Origin of the sequence: Paracoccus sp. (in: a-proteobacteria) (assembly GCF_047605025.1) — a bacterium.
In the GTDB taxonomy this organism is placed as follows: domain Bacteria; phylum Pseudomonadota; class Alphaproteobacteria; order Rhodobacterales; family Rhodobacteraceae; genus Paracoccus.
Genome location: NZ_JASGGO010000013.1, coordinates 85,246 through 103,763, shown reverse-complemented (window position 1 = coordinate 103,763; position 18,518 = coordinate 85,246). Strand labels below are relative to the sequence as shown.

General features: G+C 66.7%; 17 protein-coding genes. 1 reads left to right on the top strand and 16 read right to left on the bottom strand.

The annotated features are described in order from the left end of the window. Window positions 1-53 precede the first annotated feature (53 nt). The 7 genes from QM682_RS09655 to QM682_RS09625 all read right to left on the bottom strand — a co-directional run bounded on the left by QM682_RS09655 (window position 54) and on the right by QM682_RS09625 (window position 7,201). Window positions 54-665, bottom strand: a complete 612-nt coding sequence (locus QM682_RS09655) for a YitT family protein (RefSeq protein ID WP_415129135.1) — start codon at window positions 663-665, stop codon at window positions 54-56. A gap of 85 nt (window positions 666-750) precedes the next feature. Continuing rightward, window positions 751-1,740, bottom strand: coding sequence for an ABC transporter substrate-binding protein (locus QM682_RS09650; protein WP_415129133.1), 990 nt, complete (start codon window positions 1,738-1,740; stop codon window positions 751-753). A gap of 36 nt (window positions 1,741-1,776) precedes the next feature. After that, window positions 1,777-2,559, bottom strand: a complete 783-nt coding sequence (locus QM682_RS09645; RefSeq protein ID WP_415129143.1) for an ABC transporter permease — start codon at window positions 2,557-2,559, stop codon at window positions 1,777-1,779. A 50-nt stretch (window positions 2,560-2,609) separates the two neighbouring features. Further along, window positions 2,610-3,497, bottom strand: coding sequence for an ABC transporter permease (locus tag QM682_RS09640; RefSeq protein WP_415129131.1), 888 nt, complete (start codon window positions 3,495-3,497; stop codon window positions 2,610-2,612). A gap of 105 nt (window positions 3,498-3,602) precedes the next feature. Beyond that, on the bottom strand, window positions 3,603-4,376 hold the full coding sequence (locus QM682_RS09635; protein WP_415129129.1) for an ABC transporter ATP-binding protein: 774 nt from the start codon (window positions 4,374-4,376) through the stop codon (window positions 3,603-3,605). 1 nt (window position 4,377) lies between these two features. Further along, window positions 4,378-5,829: a dihydropyrimidinase gene (hydA, locus tag QM682_RS09630; RefSeq protein WP_415129127.1), complete on the bottom strand. Its 1,452-nt coding sequence runs from the start codon at window positions 5,827-5,829 to the stop codon at window positions 4,378-4,380. A 103-nt stretch (window positions 5,830-5,932) separates the two neighbouring features. Beyond that, window positions 5,933-7,201 carry a Zn-dependent hydrolase gene (locus tag QM682_RS09625; RefSeq protein WP_415129125.1) on the bottom strand — a complete coding sequence of 423 codons (1,269 nt, stop codon included), beginning with the start codon at window positions 7,199-7,201 and terminating at the stop codon, window positions 5,933-5,935. A 185-nt stretch (window positions 7,202-7,386) separates the two neighbouring features. Between QM682_RS09625 and QM682_RS09620 the strand changes: the two genes are divergently transcribed. Continuing rightward, the gene (locus tag QM682_RS09620; protein WP_415129123.1) at window positions 7,387-8,001 is read left to right on the top strand and encodes a TetR family transcriptional regulator C-terminal domain-containing protein; all 615 of its coding nucleotides are present in this window, start codon (window positions 7,387-7,389) and stop codon (window positions 7,999-8,001) included. A gap of 244 nt (window positions 8,002-8,245) precedes the next feature. Here the strand turns inward: QM682_RS09620 and dmeF are convergent, their stop codons facing one another. From dmeF to QM682_RS09575, 9 genes are all read right to left on the bottom strand, one after another. Then, the gene (dmeF, locus tag QM682_RS09615) at window positions 8,246-9,205 is read right to left on the bottom strand and encodes a CDF family Co(II)/Ni(II) efflux transporter DmeF (RefSeq protein WP_415129121.1); all 960 of its coding nucleotides are present in this window, start codon (window positions 9,203-9,205) and stop codon (window positions 8,246-8,248) included. A gap of 28 nt (window positions 9,206-9,233) precedes the next feature. Further along, on the bottom strand, window positions 9,234-9,506 hold the full coding sequence (locus tag QM682_RS09610) for a metal/formaldehyde-sensitive transcriptional repressor (protein ID WP_415129119.1): 273 nt from the start codon (window positions 9,504-9,506) through the stop codon (window positions 9,234-9,236). Between the two features lie 614 nt (window positions 9,507-10,120). Beyond that, a complete protein-coding gene (locus QM682_RS09605) occupies window positions 10,121-11,542 on the bottom strand; it encodes a mannose-1-phosphate guanylyltransferase/mannose-6-phosphate isomerase (protein ID WP_415129117.1) in 1,422 nt (473 codons plus the stop codon). Between the two features lie 134 nt (window positions 11,543-11,676). Then, a complete protein-coding gene (locus tag QM682_RS09600; protein ID WP_415129115.1) occupies window positions 11,677-12,606 on the bottom strand; it encodes a 2-hydroxyacid dehydrogenase in 930 nt (309 codons plus the stop codon). A 4-nt stretch (window positions 12,607-12,610) separates the two neighbouring features. After that, a complete protein-coding gene (rodA, locus tag QM682_RS09595) occupies window positions 12,611-13,750 on the bottom strand; it encodes a rod shape-determining protein RodA (protein WP_415129113.1) in 1,140 nt (379 codons plus the stop codon). A gap of 3 nt (window positions 13,751-13,753) precedes the next feature. After that, the gene (gene mrdA, locus QM682_RS09590; protein ID WP_415129111.1) at window positions 13,754-15,700 is read right to left on the bottom strand and encodes a penicillin-binding protein 2; all 1,947 of its coding nucleotides are present in this window, start codon (window positions 15,698-15,700) and stop codon (window positions 13,754-13,756) included. A 100-nt stretch (window positions 15,701-15,800) separates the two neighbouring features. Further along, window positions 15,801-16,328 carry a rod shape-determining protein MreD gene (locus QM682_RS09585; protein WP_415129109.1) on the bottom strand — a complete coding sequence of 176 codons (528 nt, stop codon included), beginning with the start codon at window positions 16,326-16,328 and terminating at the stop codon, window positions 15,801-15,803. After that, on the bottom strand, window positions 16,321-17,328 hold the full coding sequence (gene mreC, locus QM682_RS09580; RefSeq protein WP_415129107.1) for a rod shape-determining protein MreC: 1,008 nt from the start codon (window positions 17,326-17,328) through the stop codon (window positions 16,321-16,323). Before mreC ends, QM682_RS09585 begins: the two co-directional genes overlap by 8 nt. 10 nt (window positions 17,329-17,338) lie before the next feature. Then, window positions 17,339-18,373, bottom strand: coding sequence for a rod shape-determining protein (locus QM682_RS09575; protein WP_415129105.1), 1,035 nt, complete (start codon window positions 18,371-18,373; stop codon window positions 17,339-17,341). Window positions 18,374-18,518: the final 145 nt, after the last annotated feature.

The following is an 18,518-nucleotide window of genomic DNA, read 5'->3' as shown; positions in this document are numbered from 1 at the left end:
ACCAAGCGGACGGGCTTTCGAGCCGCGCTGCCTGCGCCCTGCCGGACGCGCCCTCAGGCCACATAGCGGTCGCGGCGATGGTTGATGGCGATGACCAGGTTCAAAACCACCGCCCCCAGGAAGGACCAGGCCACCAGATGCCAGTCGCGCAGAAACAGCGCGGCCGCGAACAGGCAGGCGTCGAAGGCCAACTGCGTCCAACCCGCCCGGAGTCCGGTCGCATCCTGCAAATACAGCGCCACGATCCCGATCCCGCCCAGCGAGACACCATGCCGGAACAGCGCCAGCAGCGCCGTCCCGGTCAGGCAACCGACCAGCAACGCACCGACCAGCGGATGCACATGGCCGAATTGCAGCCCCCTCGGCAGAACCGAGACAAGCACGGTCATAAGCGCCACTGCGGCAAAACTCTTCAGCATGAATCCCAGGCCCAGCCGCCGATAGCCCAGCCAATAGAAGGGCAGGTTCACGACGAAGAACACCGGCCCGAAGCTCCAGCCCGTGGCATAGCTGATCAGCAGCGCCAGCCCGGCCGTCTGCCCGGTGACAAGACCCAGATGCGTCATCAGCACAACGCCTACCGAGGCCAGGAAACCGCCATAGGCGATGGCCTGGATGTCATCCAGAGGACGGTGGCGGTTAGAACGGACGGGCGTGGTCTCCATGCCTCTTCATGCCGACCGCCGAAGGCCGGGACAAGCCCCCGGCCCACGCCCGTCTTCGTTTTCCAAATACCCCCGCCGGAGGCGCCTATTTCAGCGCCAGATCCGTCACCGTGGTCACATAGGCCCCCTCTGGCGCCTTGGTGATCACCGGGTCCGAGCCGCCCGACAGCAGCGTGTCCACCGTGCGCTGGTAATCCGCCGCGTCCAGCGCCCCGGTCGCGCCTTCGGTCAGTTTCGCCACCTCCTCGGCCATGCGAAGCTGATGCGCCTCGGTCTGGGCGCCGGTCTCGTCGCTCTCAAGCACGATTTCGGCGGCCTCCTGCGGGTGCTCGGCGGCATAGGCAAAGCCCTTCATGGTGGCGCGCACGAATTTCGCCAGCGCCTCGACCTTGGCCTGATCCTGCAAGGTCGGCTCCAGGACGTAAAGCCCGTCCTCCAGCGTCGCCACCCCCTGGTCCTCGTATTTGAACGTCACCAGGTCGTCGGGCGTCAGCCCGGCATCCAGCACCTGGCCATATTCGTTATAGGTCATCGTGCTGATGCAATCGGCCTGTTTCTGCAACAGCGGATCGACGTTGAAGCCCTGCTTCAGCACCGTCACCCCCTCGGGTCCGCCATCGGTTTTCAGCCCCAGATGGTTCATCCAGCTCAGGAACGGATATTCGTTCCCCGAGAACCAGACCCCCAGCGTCTTGCCCTTGAAATCGGCGGGCGTCTTGATCCCGGTTTCCTTGCGGCAGGTCAGCATCATGCCCGAGCGTTTGAAGGGCTGGGCGATGTTCACGATGGCCAACCCCTTTTCGCGCGCGGCCAGCGCGGCGGGCATCCACTCGACGACCACATCCGCTCCGCCCCCGGCCAGCACCTGCACCGGAGCGATGTCCGGCCCACCCGGCTTGATCGTCACGTCAAGCCCTTCGTCCTGGTAGAACCCTTTTCCCTGCGCAACGTAATAGCCGTCGAACTGCGCCTGCGTGACCCATTTCAGCTGCAAGCTCAGTGGCACCTTATCTTGCGCCTGTGCCATGCCAGAGCCCAGAGCCAGGGCGGCGATCCCCACCAGAAACCGTTTCATGCGTCCTCTCCTGTCATGCGGGGTCGCGCCCCTTGTTCAGCCGCGCTGCGATGGGTGCCAGAACGTCACCCGCTTCTCGATCAGCGCGACAATGCCGTAAAAGGCGGTCCCGGCCAGCGCCGCCACCAGAATCTCGGCCCAGACCAGGGCCAGGTTCAACTGCCCCACCGCGGTCGAGATGCGAAACCCCATCCCCCGCGTGGGCGAGCCGAAGAACTCGGCCACGATGGCGCCGATCAGCGCAAGCGTCGTGGTGATCTTCAAGCCATTGAACAGAAAGGGCAGGGCAAAGGGCAGGCGCAGCTTGACCAGGGCCTGGGCATAGCTTGCCCCCCAGCTTGCGATCTGGTCGCGCGCCAGCGCATCGGTGGCCGAAAGCCCCGCGACCATGTTGACCAGGATCGGAAAGAACACCATCACCACCACGACCGCCGCCTTGGATTGCCAGTCGAAGCCGAACCACATGACCAGGATGGGCGCGATGCCGACGATCGGCAGCGCCGCCACGAAATTCCCGATCGGCAGCAGGCCCCGTTGCAGGAAGGGGCTGCGGTCGATGGCGACGGCCACCGCGACCGCCAGCGCCGCGCCGATCAGCCAGCCCGAAAGCGCGCCCTTCAGGATGGTCTGGACGAAATCGCTCCAAAGCAGCGGCAGGTTTCCGGCGACGGCCGCGCCGATGGCGCCGGGGCTGGGCAGGATCACCGGCGGGATGGCGAAGGCGCGGCAGGCGATCTCCCACAGCGCCAGCAGGGTCGCGCCGAAGATCAGCGGCACCAGCAGCGTGGCCCGCCGCCCGCCGCGCCGCGCCAGCGCCATGTTCGCGCCCGTCGCGCCCAGCCAAAGCGCCAGCATGGCCAAGGCCCCGCTCATCGCGCCAGGCCCATGCGGCGCAGCACCGCCCGCTCGACCGCGCCGATGATCGCGACCAGCGCGGCGGCAAGCCCGGCCGCCGCGAAAAGCGCGGCCCAGATCTGGATCGTCTGGCCGTAATAGCTGCCCGACAGCAGCCGTGCCCCAAGCCCCGCCGTGGCCCCGGCGGGCAGTTCGCCGACGATGGCGCCGACCAAAGCCGCCGCCACCGCGACCTTCAGGCTGGCGAACAGATAGGGCAGGGACAAGGGCAGACGCAGCCGCCAGAACACCTGCGACCCCGAGGCGCTCCAGCTTCGCATCAGGTCGGTCTGCATCCGGTCGGGCATGCGCAGCCCCTTGACCATGCCCACCAGCACCGGAAAGAACGAAAGCCAGGCCGAGATCATCGCCTTGGGCACCAGCCCCGTCACCCCCGCGCTGGCAAAGACCACGATGACCATGGGCGCGATGGCCAGGATCGGCACGGTCTGGCTGGCGATGGCCCAGGGCATCACCGACAGGTCCATCACCCGGCTGTGCACGATGGCGACCGCCAGCGCGACGCCGGCCAGCGCGCCCATGGCGAACCCGGCCAAAGTCGCCGACAGCGTGACCCAGCCATGCCAGACCAGGCTGCGCTTCGAGGTGATCTTTTGCCCCGCGATCCCGTCCCACAGCCCCTTGGCGACCTGATGCGGCGCGGGCAGGACCGGGCGGTCCTGCGCCATGGTCGCGGCGATCAGCCGCCCGGTGCCCAGGCTTTCGCCCGCCCGCGCCGCCTGATCGCGCGCCCAGGGGGCGTTCATCGCCACGGCGGCGCCATACCACAGCACCACGATGCCCAGCAGCACCGCCAGCACGGGCAGCACCGCGTTTGCCCATCCTTTCGCCCCCTCGTTCATGAGGCCCCCATCATGCCACCCTGACCGATTCGCCGTCCCGGACAGCTTGGCACGGAAAGGGTTGACGAAAGCTGCACACGCGCTGCACGCGTGGGGCAGGGCGGTTCAGTCATGGCCATGCCCCTCGCGCAGCCCCTCGCGCACCTCATGGGCGATGCGGATGAACTCCGGCGTGTCGCGAATATCCAATGGCCGGTCGCGCGGCAAAGTGCTGTCGATGACCCGCGTGATGCGCCCCGGTCGCGGGCTCATCACCACGATGCGCGTCGACAGATAGACCGCCTCGGGGATGGAGTGGGTGACAAAGCCGATGGTCTTGCCGGTCTTGGCCCAAAGCTCCAGCAGCGCCTCGTTCAGCCGGTCGCGCACGATCTCGTCCAGCGCGCCGAAAGGCTCGTCCATCAGCAGGATCTCGGCGTCGAAGGCCAGGGCGCGGGCGATGCTGGCGCGCTGCTGCATTCCGCCCGAAAGTTGCCAGGGGAATTTTCCGGCAAAGCCCGAAAGCTCGACCAGATCCAGGACGCGGGCGATCCGCGCCTCGCGGTCCTTCCTGGGAAAGCCCATGATCTCAAGCGGCAACGAGATGTTCCTGGCAATCGTGCGCCAGGGATACAGCCCCGGCGCCTGAAAGACATAGCCATAGGCGCGCTTGCGCCGCGCCTCGTCGGGTGTCATGCCGTTCACCCGCAATGCGCCGCCGGTCGGGGTCTCAAGCGCGGCCAGGGCACGCAGGAAGGTGGTCTTGCCGCAGCCCGAAGGCCCGATGAAGCTGACGAAATCGCCCTTGTCGATGGTCAGGTTCACATCCTTCAGCGCATGGACCGGCCCGTCGGCGGTCTGAAAGGTCAGGCTGACATCGCGGGCCTCGATCACCGCCAAGTCACACCCCGCTCGCCGGAATGCCGGCGCGCTGGACCGGGCGCGGCGCGGTCAACTCCTTCCAGGCCGACAGCGCCCGGTTGACGGCGGGACGCGGGGGCCGGGCGACGAATTCGCCATGGCCCTCGCGGCTCTCGACCTTGCCCTCGGTCACGGCGACGACGCCGCGCGTCAGGGTAAAGCGCGGCAGACCCTTGACCTTGATCCCCTCGAATACGTTGTAATCAATCGAGGATTGCTGCGCACCGGCGCTGATCGTCTTTTCCGCCTCGGGGTCCCAGACCACCAGATCCGCGTCCGATCCGACCAGGACCGCGCCCTTTTTCGGATAGATGTTCAGGATCTTCGCGATATTGGTCGAGGTGACGGCGACGAATTCGTTGGGCGTCAGCCGGCCCGTGCCCACCCCCTGGGTCCACAGAACGGGCATCCGATCCTCCAGCCCGCCGGTGCCATTGGGGATCTTGGTGAAATCGCCGATGCCGGTGCGCTTCTGCGCGGTGGTGAAGGCGCAATGATCGGTCGCGACGCAGGACAGGCTGCCCGATTGCAAACCGGCCCACAGGCTGTCCTGATGCCGCTTGTCGCGGAAAGGCGGCGACATCACGCGGCGCGCGGCATGGTCCCAGTCGGGATGGAAATATTCGCTTTCGTCCAGCACCAGATGCTGGACCAGCGGCTCGCCCCAGACGCGCTTGCCCTGCTGGCGCGCCCGCCGGATCGCCTCATGGCTGTCCTCGCACGAGGTATGGACGACATAAAGCGGCACGCCCGCCATGTCGGCGATCATGATGGCGCGGTTGGTGGCCTCGCCCTCGACCTGGGGCGGGCGGGAATAGGCGTGCCCCTCGGGGCCATTATTGCCCTCGGCCAGCAGCCGGGCGGAAAGCTCGGCCACCACATCGCCGTTCTCGGCATGGACCAGGGCCAGGCCGCCCAGATCGCCGACCCGGCGAAAGGACGCGAACATCTCGTCGTCATTCACCATCAGCGAGCCCTTATAGGCCATGAAATGCTTGAACGAGGTGATGCCGCGATCCACCACGGCGGCCATCTCGTCAAAGACCCGCTCGCCCCACCAGGTGATGGCCATGTGATAGGAATAATCGCAATGCGCCCGCCCGGATTTGTTGTCCCACATCCTCAGCGCGTCCATCAGCCCCTGGCCGGGCGAGGGCAGGGCGAAGTCCACCACCATCGTCGTGCCCCCCGCCAGGGCGGCGCGGGTGCCGCTCTCGAAGTCGTCTGCGGAATAGGTGCCCATGAAGGGCATCTCCAGATGGGTATGCGGATCGATGCCGCCGGGCATGACATAGCAGCCCGAGGCATCCAGAACCCGGTTGCCGGTCAGCCCCTGGCCGATGGCGGCGATCTTGCCGCCATCGGCCAGGATATCGGCGGGATAGCTCAGATCCGCCGTGACGATGATGCCGCCCTTGATGACCGTGCTCATGCCTGAATCCCTCTTTCTTGTCCAAATATCCCGGGGGGCGCTTTGCCGGCCCCATCGAGGGGCCGGCAAAGCGGGGGGCGGAGCCCCCGTCCCGGTGCCGAGGTCATGCGCCGATCTCAGCCGTTTCCAGCACCGCATGCAGCAGCACATCGGCACCGGCGGCGGCCCATTCCGGGCTGATCTCTTCGGCTTCGTTATGCGAAACACCGCCGACGCAGGGGCAAAAGATCATCGTCGCCGGCGCGACTTTCGCGGCCCAGCAGGCGTCATGCCCGGCGCCCGAGATCACCTCCATATGGCGATAGCCCAGCCGGTCGGCGGCGCGGCGCACGGTCTCGACCAACTCTGGCGCGAAGGTCACGGGGTCGAAATGGCCGACCGCCTCGATGGCGCAGCCGACGCCCAGAGCAGCGCAGATCGCGCTCGCTCGGGCCTCGATCGCGGCGCGCATGCGGTCCAGCTTGGCCTGGTCGGGGCTGCGGATATCGACGGTGAACACCACTTTCCCCGGCAGCACATTGCGGCTGTTCGGCGCGAATTTCATCTGTCCGACACCGCCCACCGCGCCGGGTTGCTCGGCCATGGCGACCTCCTGGACCATCTCCAGGATGCGGGCCATGGCCAGGCCCGCATTGACCCGCATCGCCATCGGGGTCGAGCCGGTATGCGCCTCGCGCCCGGTCAGGGTGAATTCCAGCCACCACAACCCCTGGCAATGGGTGACGACCCCGATCTCCTTGCCCTCGGCCTCCAGGATCGGGCCCTGCTCGATATGCAACTCGTAATAGGCATGCATCCTGCGCGCGCCGACCGGCTCGGTCCCCTTCCAACCGATCCGCTCCAATTCGGCGCCATAGGTCAGCCCGTCCAGGTCCTGGCGCGCATAGGCGTGCTCAAGGCCGATCTCTCCGGCGAAGACGCCCGAAGCCAGCATGGCCGGCGCAAAGCGCGCGCCTTCCTCATTCGCCCAGTTGGTGACGACGATGGGGCGGCGCGTGCGGATGCCCATGTCGTTCAACGAGCGCACGACCTCCAGCCCGGCCAGGACGCCCAGCACGCCGTCGAACTTGCCGCCGGTGGGCTGTGTGTCCAGATGGCTGCCGATATAGACGGGCAGGGCTTCGGGATCGGTGCCGGGGCGGGCGGCGAACATGGTGCCCATGGCATCCACGCCCATGCTCAGCCCGGCGGCATCGCACCAGGACTGAAAAAGCGCGCGCCCCTCGGCATCGGCATCTGTCAGGGTCTGGCGATTGTTGCCGCCCGCGACGCCCGGCCCGATCCGGGCCATGTCCATCAGGCTCTGCCACAGCCGATCCCCGTCGACCTTCATGTTCGGCATCGCGCCCTCGCCGCCAGAGGCAGTCGTCATCGCATTCTCCTTCCTGTCCGGCGGCCACCTTGCTTCGGGCTTGGGCGGGCTGTCGCGGCGCCCCGCCCAAGCCCGAAGCAGAATATTGACCAGTTGGTCAGGATCAGGCTAGCACGGGGTAAGGGGCAGTCAAGCGCCCGTGCACGTGCCATTCCAGGCCGCGCCCTTCCCAGCCCGGAAACCCCATGCAAGACCAGCCGCAGGGCAGAAGCCGAATCCAAAGGAAGAACCGCCGGGCGATCCTCTCGGCGGCACTGCAAGAATTTTCAGCACGCGGCTATGCTGGGACCACCATCGACCAGATCGCCGAGACGGCGGGGCTGTCGAAACCCAATGTGCTCTATTACTTCCCCTCGAAAGAGGCGATTCACACCGAATTGCTTCAGGCATTGATGGAACTCTGGCTCGCGCCCCTGCGCGCGTTGCGGGCAGATGGCGACCCGGTAGAACAATTGCTTGCCTATGCGAGGCGCAAATTGGAAATGTCTCGCGACTACCCGCAGGAAAGTCGGCTTTTCGCGAATGAGGTGCTGCAAGGCGCGCCGCGACTCATGCCGATCCTGGGCGGCGCGCTGCGCGAACTGGTGGACGAAAAGGCGGCGCTGATCGCGCAATGGGCCGCAAAGGGCCGTATCGCCCGGCTCGATCCGCATCACCTGCTGTTCTCGATCTGGGCGCTGACCCAGCATTACGCCGATTTCGAGGTCCAGGTTCGCGCCCTCCTGGGTGAGTGTCACGATCCCTTCGCCGAGGCTCAAAGCTTCCTTGATCAACTCTACCGCAAATTGCTCGCGCCGTGACTGCGTCTTTCATGCCTAAATATCCTGGGGGAACGTTTTGCGACCCCCATTGAGGGGGGCGCAAAACGTGGGGGCAAAGCCCCCAGCCTCTGCGGAAACGCCCGTGCTTGATGACTGCAACCCGGCATATCGAGCCGAGGGAAGCGGTCCATCTGTCCCGTGCCATCAGCATTCCTGTTTTGACGGCGTTCGATGCGCGTCGAAGGCGCCGCAGAGGACGGCCACAGGATTCCTTGGCGGATTGCTAGGCTGTGACAACCCCCCGCTCGACCTCGACGGTGATGTGAGAGAGCTCGTGTATTTCGGCCAGGCGGGCCTTGTATTCCGCTGGGGTCGCGGGATTGCTCGACATCAGCGAGATGATGGCGGCATGATGGCCCGGCCCGATCTGCCAGACATGCAGGTCCGTGATCCGGTCGGCCCCGGTCTCGATCGCCTCGCGGATCTCTTCCGGCAGGTTCTCGCCTGCGGGAATCCGGTCCAGAAGGACCGTGCCTGAATCGCGGATCAGCCCCCAGGACCAGCGCGCGATCACCAGCGCGCCCATGACGCCCATCAGCGGATCGGCCCAGAGCCAGCCATAGGCGCGCCCGGCCAGCAGCGCCAGGATGGCGAGGATCGAGGTCAGCGCATCGGCCAGAACATGCAGATAGGCGGCGCGCAGGTTGTTGTCCCGCGCATGGTCATGTCGGTCGCCATCGTGATCATGCGCATGGTGATGTCCATGTCCGTGATGATGGTGGGCGTGATCGTCCCGGAGCAGCCAGGCGCAGCCAAGATTGACCGCGAGCCCGAGCAGCGCGACGGTGATCGCCTGTCCGAAGCTGATCTCGACGGGATCGGTCAGCCGCAGCAGACTTTCCCAGCCGATGAGCAGCGCGACAAGGGCAAGGACGATGGCGCTGGCAAAGCCGCCAAGGTCGCCGAGCTTGCCTGTGCCGAAGGTGAAGCGGCGATCCTCGGCATGGCGGCGCGCATAGAGATAGGCCAGCGCCGCGATCAGCATCGCCCCGGCATGGGTGGACATATGCCAGCCATCGGCCACCAGCGCCATCGAGCCATAGATCCTGCCCGCGGCGATTTCGACGACCATCATCGTGGCCGTCAGGGCGATGACCAGCCAGACCCTGCGCTCGTTGCGCCGATGGTCGCGCCCGAGGAAGTTATGTTCGCGGGTATGGGCAGAGATGTCGATTGCGGACATGGGACATGGCTCCCGCCGGGGCACCGGCTTATTTCATATAGGTTCGGATGATGTCGATCAGCTCTTCGCCGCCCTGCCGGCGGTCGGCTTCGGTTTCGGCGTGAAGCACATGCTCGCGCAGGTGATCCTCCATGACCTCGGCTGCCAGCCCGCTCATCGCGCCGCGCGCGGAAGCAAGCTGGCGCAGGATTTCGCCGCAGGGTTTGCCGGCCTCAAGCGCGCGCTCGATCCCCTCGATCTGACCTTTCAGGCGGCGGACCCTAGCAATCAGCTTCTCTTTGTCGCGGATGGTGTGAGACATGGCGATGGCTGGCCTTTGCGTCATATGGTATGGGGGACTATACTATATAAGGCCGGATCGGTGAAGCCATGGCATGGGCGGAAGACCGGATCGGACGGGGCATGGACGGGGCATAGGCCGAAACAAGCGGCGCCTCATCCAGACGACGCCGGCCGCTTCCCACGAATGGCGGATCTCTGTCCCACGCGCTGGCGAGGAAAGCCGATTTGCCGGCGGATGGCGGGGCTTTCTATCGGGCGGGTGTCAATGGGCGGTTTATCGGGGTGATGGCCTGCGGCCATGCCAGTTCCGATTCCATCTGGCCGACGAGTGAAAGAAGCGCGGCGAAGCCTATCACCACCGCAGCGCCAGGCACGGCATGCATCGTCGCGAAAGGGCTCGATCCGCTCCCGACGCATAAGTCCTGACTAGATCCAGATCGGCGCGCGCCGGGAATAAGCCTGAAGACCTACGCGGAAAGCGCGGCTCGCATGTCCAGGGCCGGGATGGCGGCCGTCGCCAACTGGATCCGCCCCGCCTTGAGGCAGGCGGCGATCATCGCGCGGGGGGCCTTGCGGCATCGCCGGCGCCGTCATGCACGGGCTGGCGTGCCGCGAACATTTCCCCGCAACCCCTTAGCTGCGCGAATAGACATCCTCGTATCGCACGATGTCGTCCTCGCCCAGGTAAGAGCCGGTCTGGACCTCGATCAGCACCATCGGCACCTTGCCGGGATTCTCCATCCGGTGGACGGCGCCCAGGGGGACATAGATGGACTGGTTCTCGGTCACCAGCGTCACCGTCTTGTCCACCGTCACCCGCGCCGTTCCCGAGACGACGATCCAATGCTCGGAGCGGTGGAAATGGGATTGCAGCGACAGGGCCGCGCCCGGATTGACCACGATGCGCTTGACCTGGAAGCGGTCGGCCAGGGCCAGCGTCTCATACCAACCCCAGGGGCGGTTGTCGCGCAGAAAGCTTTCGGCCTGGCGCGCGCCCTTGGCTTTCAGCGCGCCGACCGCCAGCCGCACATCCTGCGCCCGGTCCATGCCGGCGACCAGCACCGCATCCTTGGTCGAGACGACCATGACATCCTTCAGCCCGATGCCCACGACTTCGACGCCCTCGTCCTGGGCGCGCAAAAGCACGTTGTCGCAATCGATCGCGGTCGAGCGTTCATCCGTCACATTGCCGTCGGGCAACCCCTCGGGGCCCTGCGCCTCGCGCCAGACGGCATCCCAGCCGCCCAGGTCCGACCAATGGCCCGCATAGCGCACGACCGAAAGGTTCGCGGCCTTTTCCAGCACGGCATAGTCGATCGACAGATCGGGCAGGCGGTCCCAGGGCTCGGGCGCGAGCCGCAGGAAACCCAGATCCTGACGCGCTTCGTCCAGCGCGGCCTGGACCGGGGCCAGATATTCGGCGGCATGAGCCTTGAACGCCTGGATCATCGTGGCGGCGCGGAAAAGGAAGATCCCCGCATTCCACAGGTAATTGCCCTGCGCGATCATCCTTGCCGCATTCTCGGCATCGGGTTTTTCGACGAAGCGCTTCAGCACCAGCGGACCCGCGCCCGCGCCCTCGGCCTCCATGTAGCCATAGCCGGTCTCGGGGCGGGAAGGCGCAATGCCGAAGGTCACGATCCGCCCCTCGGCCGCGGCCGAGGCACCAAGCTCGACCGCCTGCCCGAAAGCCTCGGCATCCGGCACCACATGATCCGAGGGCGCGACCAGCAGCAGCGCCTCGGGGTCGCGGGCGGTGGCCATCAGCGCGGCGGCCAGAATCGCGGGGGCGGTATTGCGGCCCTTGGGCTCGATCACGATGGCGGCGGGCTCGATCCTGATCTGGTCAAGTTGCTCGGCCACGATGAAGCGGAAATCGGCATTGGTCATCACCAGGGGCGCCGCGAAGCGCGGCCCGGAAAGCCGCTTGGCCGAAGCCTGGAACAGCGTCAGATCGCCGATCAGCGAGACGAACTGCTTGGGAAAGCTCTTGCGCGAGACGGGCCAGAGCCGCGTGCCCGAACCACCGGCCAGAAGAACGGGGGTAATCACCATCTCTCACTCCATCGGCCAGGGGGCCGTCTGCCAATCCATTTGCCCGAGGACCGGGCCAAAGTCGCGCGTAGGTTGATCCGCCTTCGGCGCTGCGCCTTGGTAACATGCGCCCCGCAGCCGGTAAACGGGATCATTCAATAGCCGCGTTTTCTGTCCACCAGATGCAGCAGGGGCAGGCCCCGCATGGCGCGGCGCAGGTTGTCGGCGGCGACGGGGGCGGCGGTCTCGGGCCGGGTCTCGGCGGCGATATGGGGGGTGACGGTCACATGCGGGTTGGACCAGAAGGGATGGCCGGGGGGCAGGGGCTCGGTCTGGAACACGTCCAGGATAGCATGGCCGGGACGGCCCGTTTCCAGCGCGGCCAGAAGCGCCGTCTCGTCGATCAGGGTGCCGCGCCCGGCATTGATGATGGTGGCGTCCTTCGGCAGCAGCGCCAGGGTTGCCGCGTTCAGAAGCCCGCGCGTGGCGGCGGTGTCGGGCAGCAGACAGACCAGGATTTCTGCCCGTCCCAGCGCCTCGGGCAGATCCTTGGCGCCCAGCACCTCGATCCCGTTTCCCGCCGCCGCCGCGCGGCCCGAGGCCGACCAGCCCGTCACCTGGAACCCCAGTCCCGCCAGCGTCGCCGCGACAGGGCCGCCAAGCTCGCCCATGCCCAGAACGGTGACGCGGCGGCGGCTGGCCAGGGGCGGGACCACCCCGTTGCGCCAAACCCCGTCCTGGCGATAGGCATGCATGCCCAGATGAGCGCGCATCACCCAGCCGAGGCAATATTCCACCATTCCCCGTGCCAGGCCGGGATCGACCATGCGGCACAGGGGCTGGGTCAGGGTGGGGTTCGTGACGATCCGCTCGACCCCCGCCCAAAGGCTTTGCACGACGCGCGCGCCGGTGAAGGGGGTGAAATCCAGCGGGCCGCCATCCTCGGGATAGCCCGGCGCATAGATCAGCGCGTCGAAGCCGGCGGGATCGCCATCGCGCGCCAGGTCCATCTCGGGGCAGGCGGCGCGAAGCGCGGGCGCCCATGCGGTCCAGTATTTCTGGGGAGCGGCGAAAAGGACGCGCATGGGATTACCTCGGGCGGTGGACATGGGCCGATTGCAGGATGCCGAAGCCCATCAGCAGGATCATCAGCGAGGTGCCGCCATAGCTGACCAGCGGCAAGGGCGAGCCTTTGGCAGGCAGCATTCCCATCACCGTGGCCATGTTGATGGCGAAATACAGAAAGAACGTCCCGGCGATGCCGATGGTCATCAGGCTTGCGAAACGGTCGCGATTGGTCAGCGCCGAATGCAGCGCAAAGCCCAGGATCAGGACATAAAGCGCCAGCAGAGAGGCCGCGCCGATAAAGCCGAACTCCTCGGCCAGCGAGGTGAAGATGAAATCCGTGTGCTTCTCGGGCAGGAAGTTCAGCCGCGACTGCGTGCCCTGCATGAAGCCGCGACCGGACATGCCGCCCGATCCCAGCGCGATCTGGGCCTGCATGATGTTATAGCCCGCGCCCAGCGGGTCCGAGGTGGGGTCCAGGAAGGTGTCGATGCGCTTGAACTGGTAATCGTGCAGAAGCTGCCAGTCGGTGCCCCGGCTTTCCATCACCGCCGTCACCAGGCCCGCGACGATGGCGATGACGGCGCCGAAATACCACAGGCTGACGCCGGCCGCGAACATCACAATCCCGCCGCCCGCGATCAGCATGACCGAGGTGCCCAGGTCCGGCTGCATCAGCACCAGCGCCGTGGGCGTCAGGATCAGAAGGACCGGGATCAGCACCCAAAGCGGGCGCGAGACCTTATCGACCGGCAGCCAGTCGTAATAGGCGGCCAGGGTCATCACGAAGGCGATCTTGGTCAGTTCCGAGGGCTGGATGCGGACCGGCCCGAGCACCAGCCAACGCTGCGCGCCCATGCCGACATGGCCCATGACCTCGACCAGGACCAGCAGCACCAGGCAGGTCGCATAGAACCCGACCGAGATCGAGCGCCAGAACCAGATCGGCACGAAGGCCAGTCCCAGCATGATCGCCATGCCCGCCGCGAAACGCTCGATCTGGGGCATGGCCCAGCGGTCTATATCCCCGCCCGAAACCGAGTAAAGCATCAAAAATCCGATGCAACTGACTGCGGTGACAAGGAAAACCAGCGGCCAGTTGATATAGAGGATCTTGCGCCAGCCGGTCGGCACACGCTCGACGCTATAGTCCAGATAACCCATCGCTCAGGCCCTCGCGCGGGTGGGGTTGGGCCGGGTCGCGGGCATCAGGTTCATGCGCGACCATATTTCCTGCACCTTGGCGCGGGTGCCGTCATCGGGATAGGCGGTGATCGGGGGCAGGCCGTCGGCTAGCGCGAACAGCAGGATGTCGCGGGCGATGGGCGCGGCCACCGCCGAGCCGCCGCCGCCATGCTCGACCACCACCGAGACCGCATAACGCGGTGCGCCGAAAGGGGCATAGCAGACGAAAAGCGCATGGTCGCGCCGGCTCCAGGGAAGCTGGTCGTTCGAGATCACGCCCCGCGCGCGCTCGGCCGCGGTGATGTTTCTGACCTGGCTGGTGCCGGTCTTGCCCGCCATGCGCCATTCCTCGGTCACGATGCGCGCGCGCCGCGCCGTGCCCCGGTCCGAATTCATCACCGCATCCATTCCCGCGCGCGCGATGCGCAGGTTCAGGGGGTTCAGGTCCAGCGGCTGGAATTCCTTGACCGGCACCGGCACGCCGTCGATGGCGCGCACCAGGCGCGGCTCGACCGCAAGCCCGGTCGCCACCCGCGCCGTCATCACCGCGAGTTGCAGGGGCGAGGCCAGCACATAGCCCTGGCCGATCGAGGCGTTCAGCGAATCGCCAAGCTGCCATTCCTGATCATAGCGCGCCCGCTTCCAGGCACGGTCCGGCGCGATCCCCTCGGCGATGGCGGACATGGGCAGGTCGTGGCGAATGCCGATGCCCAGCTTGCGCGCCATGGCCCCGATCCGGTCGATGCCCACGCGCTGCGCCAGTTCGTAATAAAAAACGTCGCAGGAATGGGCGAGGCTGTTCACCGCGTCCACCGTGCCGTGGCCGCCCCGGCTCCAGCAATGGAACTTGCGGCCCGCAAGCTGGATGAAGCCGGGGCAAAAGAAGCGCGTGCCGGAATTGATCACGCCCGATTCCAGTCCGGCCAGCAGCGTCACCATCTTGAAGGTCGAGCCGGGCGGATAGGCGCCCTGCACCGTCTTGTCGGCCAGCGGGCGATGGTCGTGGTTCATCAGTTCGCGGTAATCCGGCCCCGAGATGCCGCGCACGAACTTGTTCGGATCGAAGACCGGCGAAGACGAGATCGCGACGATATCGCCCGTGGTCACGTCGATCACCACGGCGGCGGCGCTTTCGTTGCCCAGCCGCTCGGTCGCGAAGTTCTGCAAGCGGGCGTCCAGCGTGGTTTGCAGCGTGGCGCCCTGCTGACCCTCGATCCGCGAAAGTTCGCGCATCTCGCGCCCGGCGCTGTTGACCTCGATCCGCCGCGCGCCCGCCTTGCCGCGCAGGGGTTCTTCCAGCCGCGCCTCCATGCCGACCTTGCCAAGCTGGAACTCGGGCAGGCGCAGCACCGGATCGGGGTTCTCGATCTTGGACAGGTCGTAATCCGAGACCGGCCCGACATAGCCCAGCACATGCGAGAAATCGCCCGCGCGGGGATAGCTGCGCGACAGCCCCGCCTCGGTCGTGACGCCGGGCAGCGAGGGCGCGTTGAGCGCGATCGAGGAAAACTCCGCCCAGCTCAGCCGGTCGGCGATCATCACCGGGGTCACGGCGCTGCGGCGGCGGATCTCGGCCAGAAGCTCGGCTACCTGGTGGTCGGTCATCGGAATGATATGGCGCAGCCGCGCGATCACCGCCGAGACATCGCCCGCATCCTCGCGCGTCAGCGTGACGCGGTAATTCTGCTCGTTGCCCGCGATCACCACGCCGTTGCGGTCCAGGATCAGCCCGCGCGCCGGGGGCAGGAGCCGGATCTTGATCGAGTTCCCGTCCGAGAGCATGCGATATTGCTCGGCATGCTCAAGCTGCATCGAGCGCAGCTTCATCCCCAGCGCCGCCACCACCGAGGTCTGGACGGCACCCAGCATCAACACCCTGCGCGAGATGAGGCGGCTGCTTTCGGCAATTTCCTTTTGCGACTTGCGCATGGCGCGGCGGTGTCCTTCGTCTTTCTTATGCGGGCGTCTTGCTTGGGCTTTGGGCGTTTCGGGCCAGTCCTCCGGCCCGACGACCCAAGCCCCGCCCGGATCAGGTCTCGGTCGGTGCGCGGCGCAGGCCCAGGGGCCAGCGCAGCAGGCCCGCGACCAGCGGATAGGTGGCCACGGTCGCGAGATACTGCATCAGGGCCTGCCCCAAGGACGGCAGGGGTGCCAGGAACAGCGACAGCAGGAATCTGTTCATCAACACCATAAGCCCGACCAGCAGCGCCACGCGCATCCATTCAACCACGAACGGCAATTCCCGCCAATGCCCCTCGCGCTTGCGGGCGGCCTCGGTGCCGATGACGATGATCGCGGTCCAAAGGCCGGGCGGGCGCCACAGCATGATGTCCTCGATCAGAAACAGTGCCGCGATCAGCAGGACCGGCGCCTGATCGGGGCGGCGCAGGATCCAGGCCAAAGCCAGGCACAGCGCCAGGTCCGGGCCGGGCCAGACCATGCGCCCCGGCGCCAGCGGCATCAGCCGCAGAAACAGCAGCCCCAGGAACAGCGCCGCGAACAGGGCCTGTCCCAGATGCCGGCCAAGCTGCCGGGGATGGCGCGGCGCCTCAGTCATTCGGTTCGGCGGGCTCGGCCGGCTCGGTCAGGGGCGGCGGGGTGGGCAGGCCCAGGCGGACGGCCTCGGCCGCCTGCTCGGCCCGCTGGGCGGTGGCGAGGGGGTCCAGATCCATCATCGGCGGCATCGGCGGGCCGATGAACTCCGAGGGTGGCGGCGGGATCAGAAGCCCGGTATCGGCCAGCCGCTCGGCCGGATGGCTGCGCAGCACGCGCAGGAATTCCAGCCGCCCGTAATCGGCCGCCAGCCGCACCCGCAACCGCCCGTCGCTGGCCTGCGCGACCTGTCCGACCAGAAGGCCCGGCGGAAACACGCCGCCATCGCCGGAACTGATCACCCGGTCGCCGGGCCGCAGCCCCTCGGGGCTTTCGATGAACTCCATCGCGGGCAGCGCCGTATTGTCGCCCGAAAGCAGCGCATGCTGGCCCGAGGGCAGGATCGTCACCGGCACCCGGCTTGAGGGGTCGGTCAGCAGCATCACCCGGCTGGTCGTCTCGCCCACGCCCGAGATGCGTCCGACCAGGCCCAATCCGTCCATCGTGGCCCAGCCGTCCAGCACGCCGTCCCGCGCGCCCACGTTCAACAGCACGGACTGGCGAAAGGCCGTGCCGCTATCGGTCAGCACCACGCCCGAAATATAGGTCAATGCCGGGTCGATGCGGACATTGTTCTGCGCCAGAAGCTTGGCGTTCTCCTGCTCAAGCTGGACGGCGGCCTCTTTCCAGGCCGACATCTTTTGCAGCTCGCGGCGCAGTTCCTGGTTCTGCTCGTAAAGCCGGGCATAGGATTGAAAGCCCGCGGCCATCCGCCCCAGCTTCGTCACCGGCGCCATCGCCCATTCGAAGCCGGGCACCAGCCGGTCGATGATCTGCGCGCGAAGCCGTTCGGCGCGGGGGCTGTCGATCTGCCAGAACAGAAACACCCCCAGCAGCGCCAGGACCAGAAGCGAAACGAGGATGCGGCGGACCGGAGCCGCGTAATCTGGGCCCTTGCGCGCCATGGGCCGGGGATCAGCTATCGTAGTCGATGACGTGGCGAAGCTGTTTTTCGAACTCCAGCGCCTTGCCGGTGCCCAGGGCCACGCAGCTCATCGGCTGGTCTGCCAGGCTGATCGACAGGCCCGTCTGCTCGCGCAGCGCCAGGTCCAGTTCGCCCAGCATGGCGCCGCCGCCGGTCAGCATCACGCCCCGGTCCACGATGTCGGCGGCCAGATCGGGCGGGGTCGCCTCCAGCGCGACCATCACCGCTTCGCAGATCTGCTGCACCGGCTCGGCCAGCGCCTCGGCGACCATGGCCTGGGTGATCTCCATCTCTTTCGGGATGCCGTTCAGCAGGTCGCGGCCGCGCACCATGATCGTGGCGCCGCGCCCGTCATCGGGCATGCGCGCTGTGCCGATCTGGGTCTTGACCCGCTCGGCGGTGGATTCGCCGATCAGCAAGTTGTGGTTGCGGCGCAGATAGTTGATCAGCGCGTCGTCCATGCGGTCTCCGCCGATGCGGACCGAACGCGCATAGACCACATCGCCCAGCGACAGGACCGCGACCTCGGTGGTGCCGCCGCCGATATCGACGACCATGCTGCCGGTCGGCTCGGTGATGGGCATGCCCGCGCCGATGGCCGCAGCGATCGGCTCGGCGATCAGCCCGGCACGGCGCGCGCCCGCCGACAACACCGATTGCCGGATCGCCCGCTTTTCCACGGGCGTCGCGCCATGGGGCACGCAGACGATGATCTTGGGTTTCGAAAAGGTCGTGCGCCGGAACACCTTCTTGATGAAATGCTTGATCATTTCCTCGGCGCTGTCGAAATCGGCGATCACACCCTCGCGCATGGGGCGAATGGCCTCGATGCTGCCGGGGGTGCGGCCCAGCATCAGCTTGGCATCCTCGCCCACGGCCAGGACCTGCTTCTTGCCGTCCTTGACGTGATAGGCGACGACCGAGGGCTCATTCAGGATGATGCCCTTGCCCTTGACATAGATCAGCGTGTTCGCGGTGCCCAGATCGATCGCGATGTCGGTGGAAAACAATCCGCCAAAAGCCATTCCATTGTCCCTTCTGCCGCGCCGTTCCGGGCGGCTTCGCGCCCCCGTTGACCGGCGGCCATTGCCCGATTGGACCCGCTGAGTCGCCCCACCGCAGGTTGTGGTCATATAGGACGTGATTTGCGTCGCGGAAACCCGAAATCCG

Excerpts from the sequence above, each read along its gene's own strand:
- QM682_RS09655 (WP_415129135.1), bottom strand. The coding sequence starts at position 665 with ATGGAGACCACGCCCGTCCGTTCTAACCGCCACCGTCCTCTGGATGAC.
- QM682_RS09650 (WP_415129133.1), bottom strand. The coding sequence starts at position 1,740 with ATGAAACGGTTTCTGGTGGGGATCGCCGCCCTGGCTCTGGGCTCTGGC.
- QM682_RS09645 (WP_415129143.1), bottom strand. The coding sequence starts at position 2,559 with ATGGCGCTGGCGCGGCGCGGCGGGCGGCGGGCCACGCTGCTGGTGCCG.
- QM682_RS09640 (WP_415129131.1), bottom strand. The coding sequence starts at position 3,497 with ATGAACGAGGGGGCGAAAGGATGGGCAAACGCGGTGCTGCCCGTGCTG.
- hydA (WP_415129127.1), bottom strand. The coding sequence starts at position 5,829 with ATGAGCACGGTCATCAAGGGCGGCATCATCGTCACGGCGGATCTGAGC.
- QM682_RS09625 (WP_415129125.1), bottom strand. The coding sequence starts at position 7,201 with ATGACGACTGCCTCTGGCGGCGAGGGCGCGATGCCGAACATGAAGGTC.
- QM682_RS09620 (WP_415129123.1), top strand. The coding sequence starts at position 7,387 with ATGCAAGACCAGCCGCAGGGCAGAAGCCGAATCCAAAGGAAGAACCGC.
- dmeF (WP_415129121.1), bottom strand. The coding sequence starts at position 9,205 with ATGTCCGCAATCGACATCTCTGCCCATACCCGCGAACATAACTTCCTC.
- QM682_RS09610 (WP_415129119.1), bottom strand. The coding sequence starts at position 9,506 with ATGTCTCACACCATCCGCGACAAAGAGAAGCTGATTGCTAGGGTCCGC.
- QM682_RS09605 (WP_415129117.1), bottom strand. The coding sequence starts at position 11,542 with ATGGTGATTACCCCCGTTCTTCTGGCCGGTGGTTCGGGCACGCGGCTC.
- QM682_RS09600 (WP_415129115.1), bottom strand. The coding sequence starts at position 12,606 with ATGCGCGTCCTTTTCGCCGCTCCCCAGAAATACTGGACCGCATGGGCG.
- rodA (WP_415129113.1), bottom strand. The coding sequence starts at position 13,750 with ATGGGTTATCTGGACTATAGCGTCGAGCGTGTGCCGACCGGCTGGCGC.
- mrdA (WP_415129111.1), bottom strand. The coding sequence starts at position 15,700 with ATGCGCAAGTCGCAAAAGGAAATTGCCGAAAGCAGCCGCCTCATCTCG.
- QM682_RS09585 (WP_415129109.1), bottom strand. The coding sequence starts at position 16,328 with ATGACTGAGGCGCCGCGCCATCCCCGGCAGCTTGGCCGGCATCTGGGA.
- mreC (WP_415129107.1), bottom strand. The coding sequence starts at position 17,328 with ATGGCGCGCAAGGGCCCAGATTACGCGGCTCCGGTCCGCCGCATCCTC.
- QM682_RS09575 (WP_415129105.1), bottom strand. The coding sequence starts at position 18,373 with ATGGCTTTTGGCGGATTGTTTTCCACCGACATCGCGATCGATCTGGGC.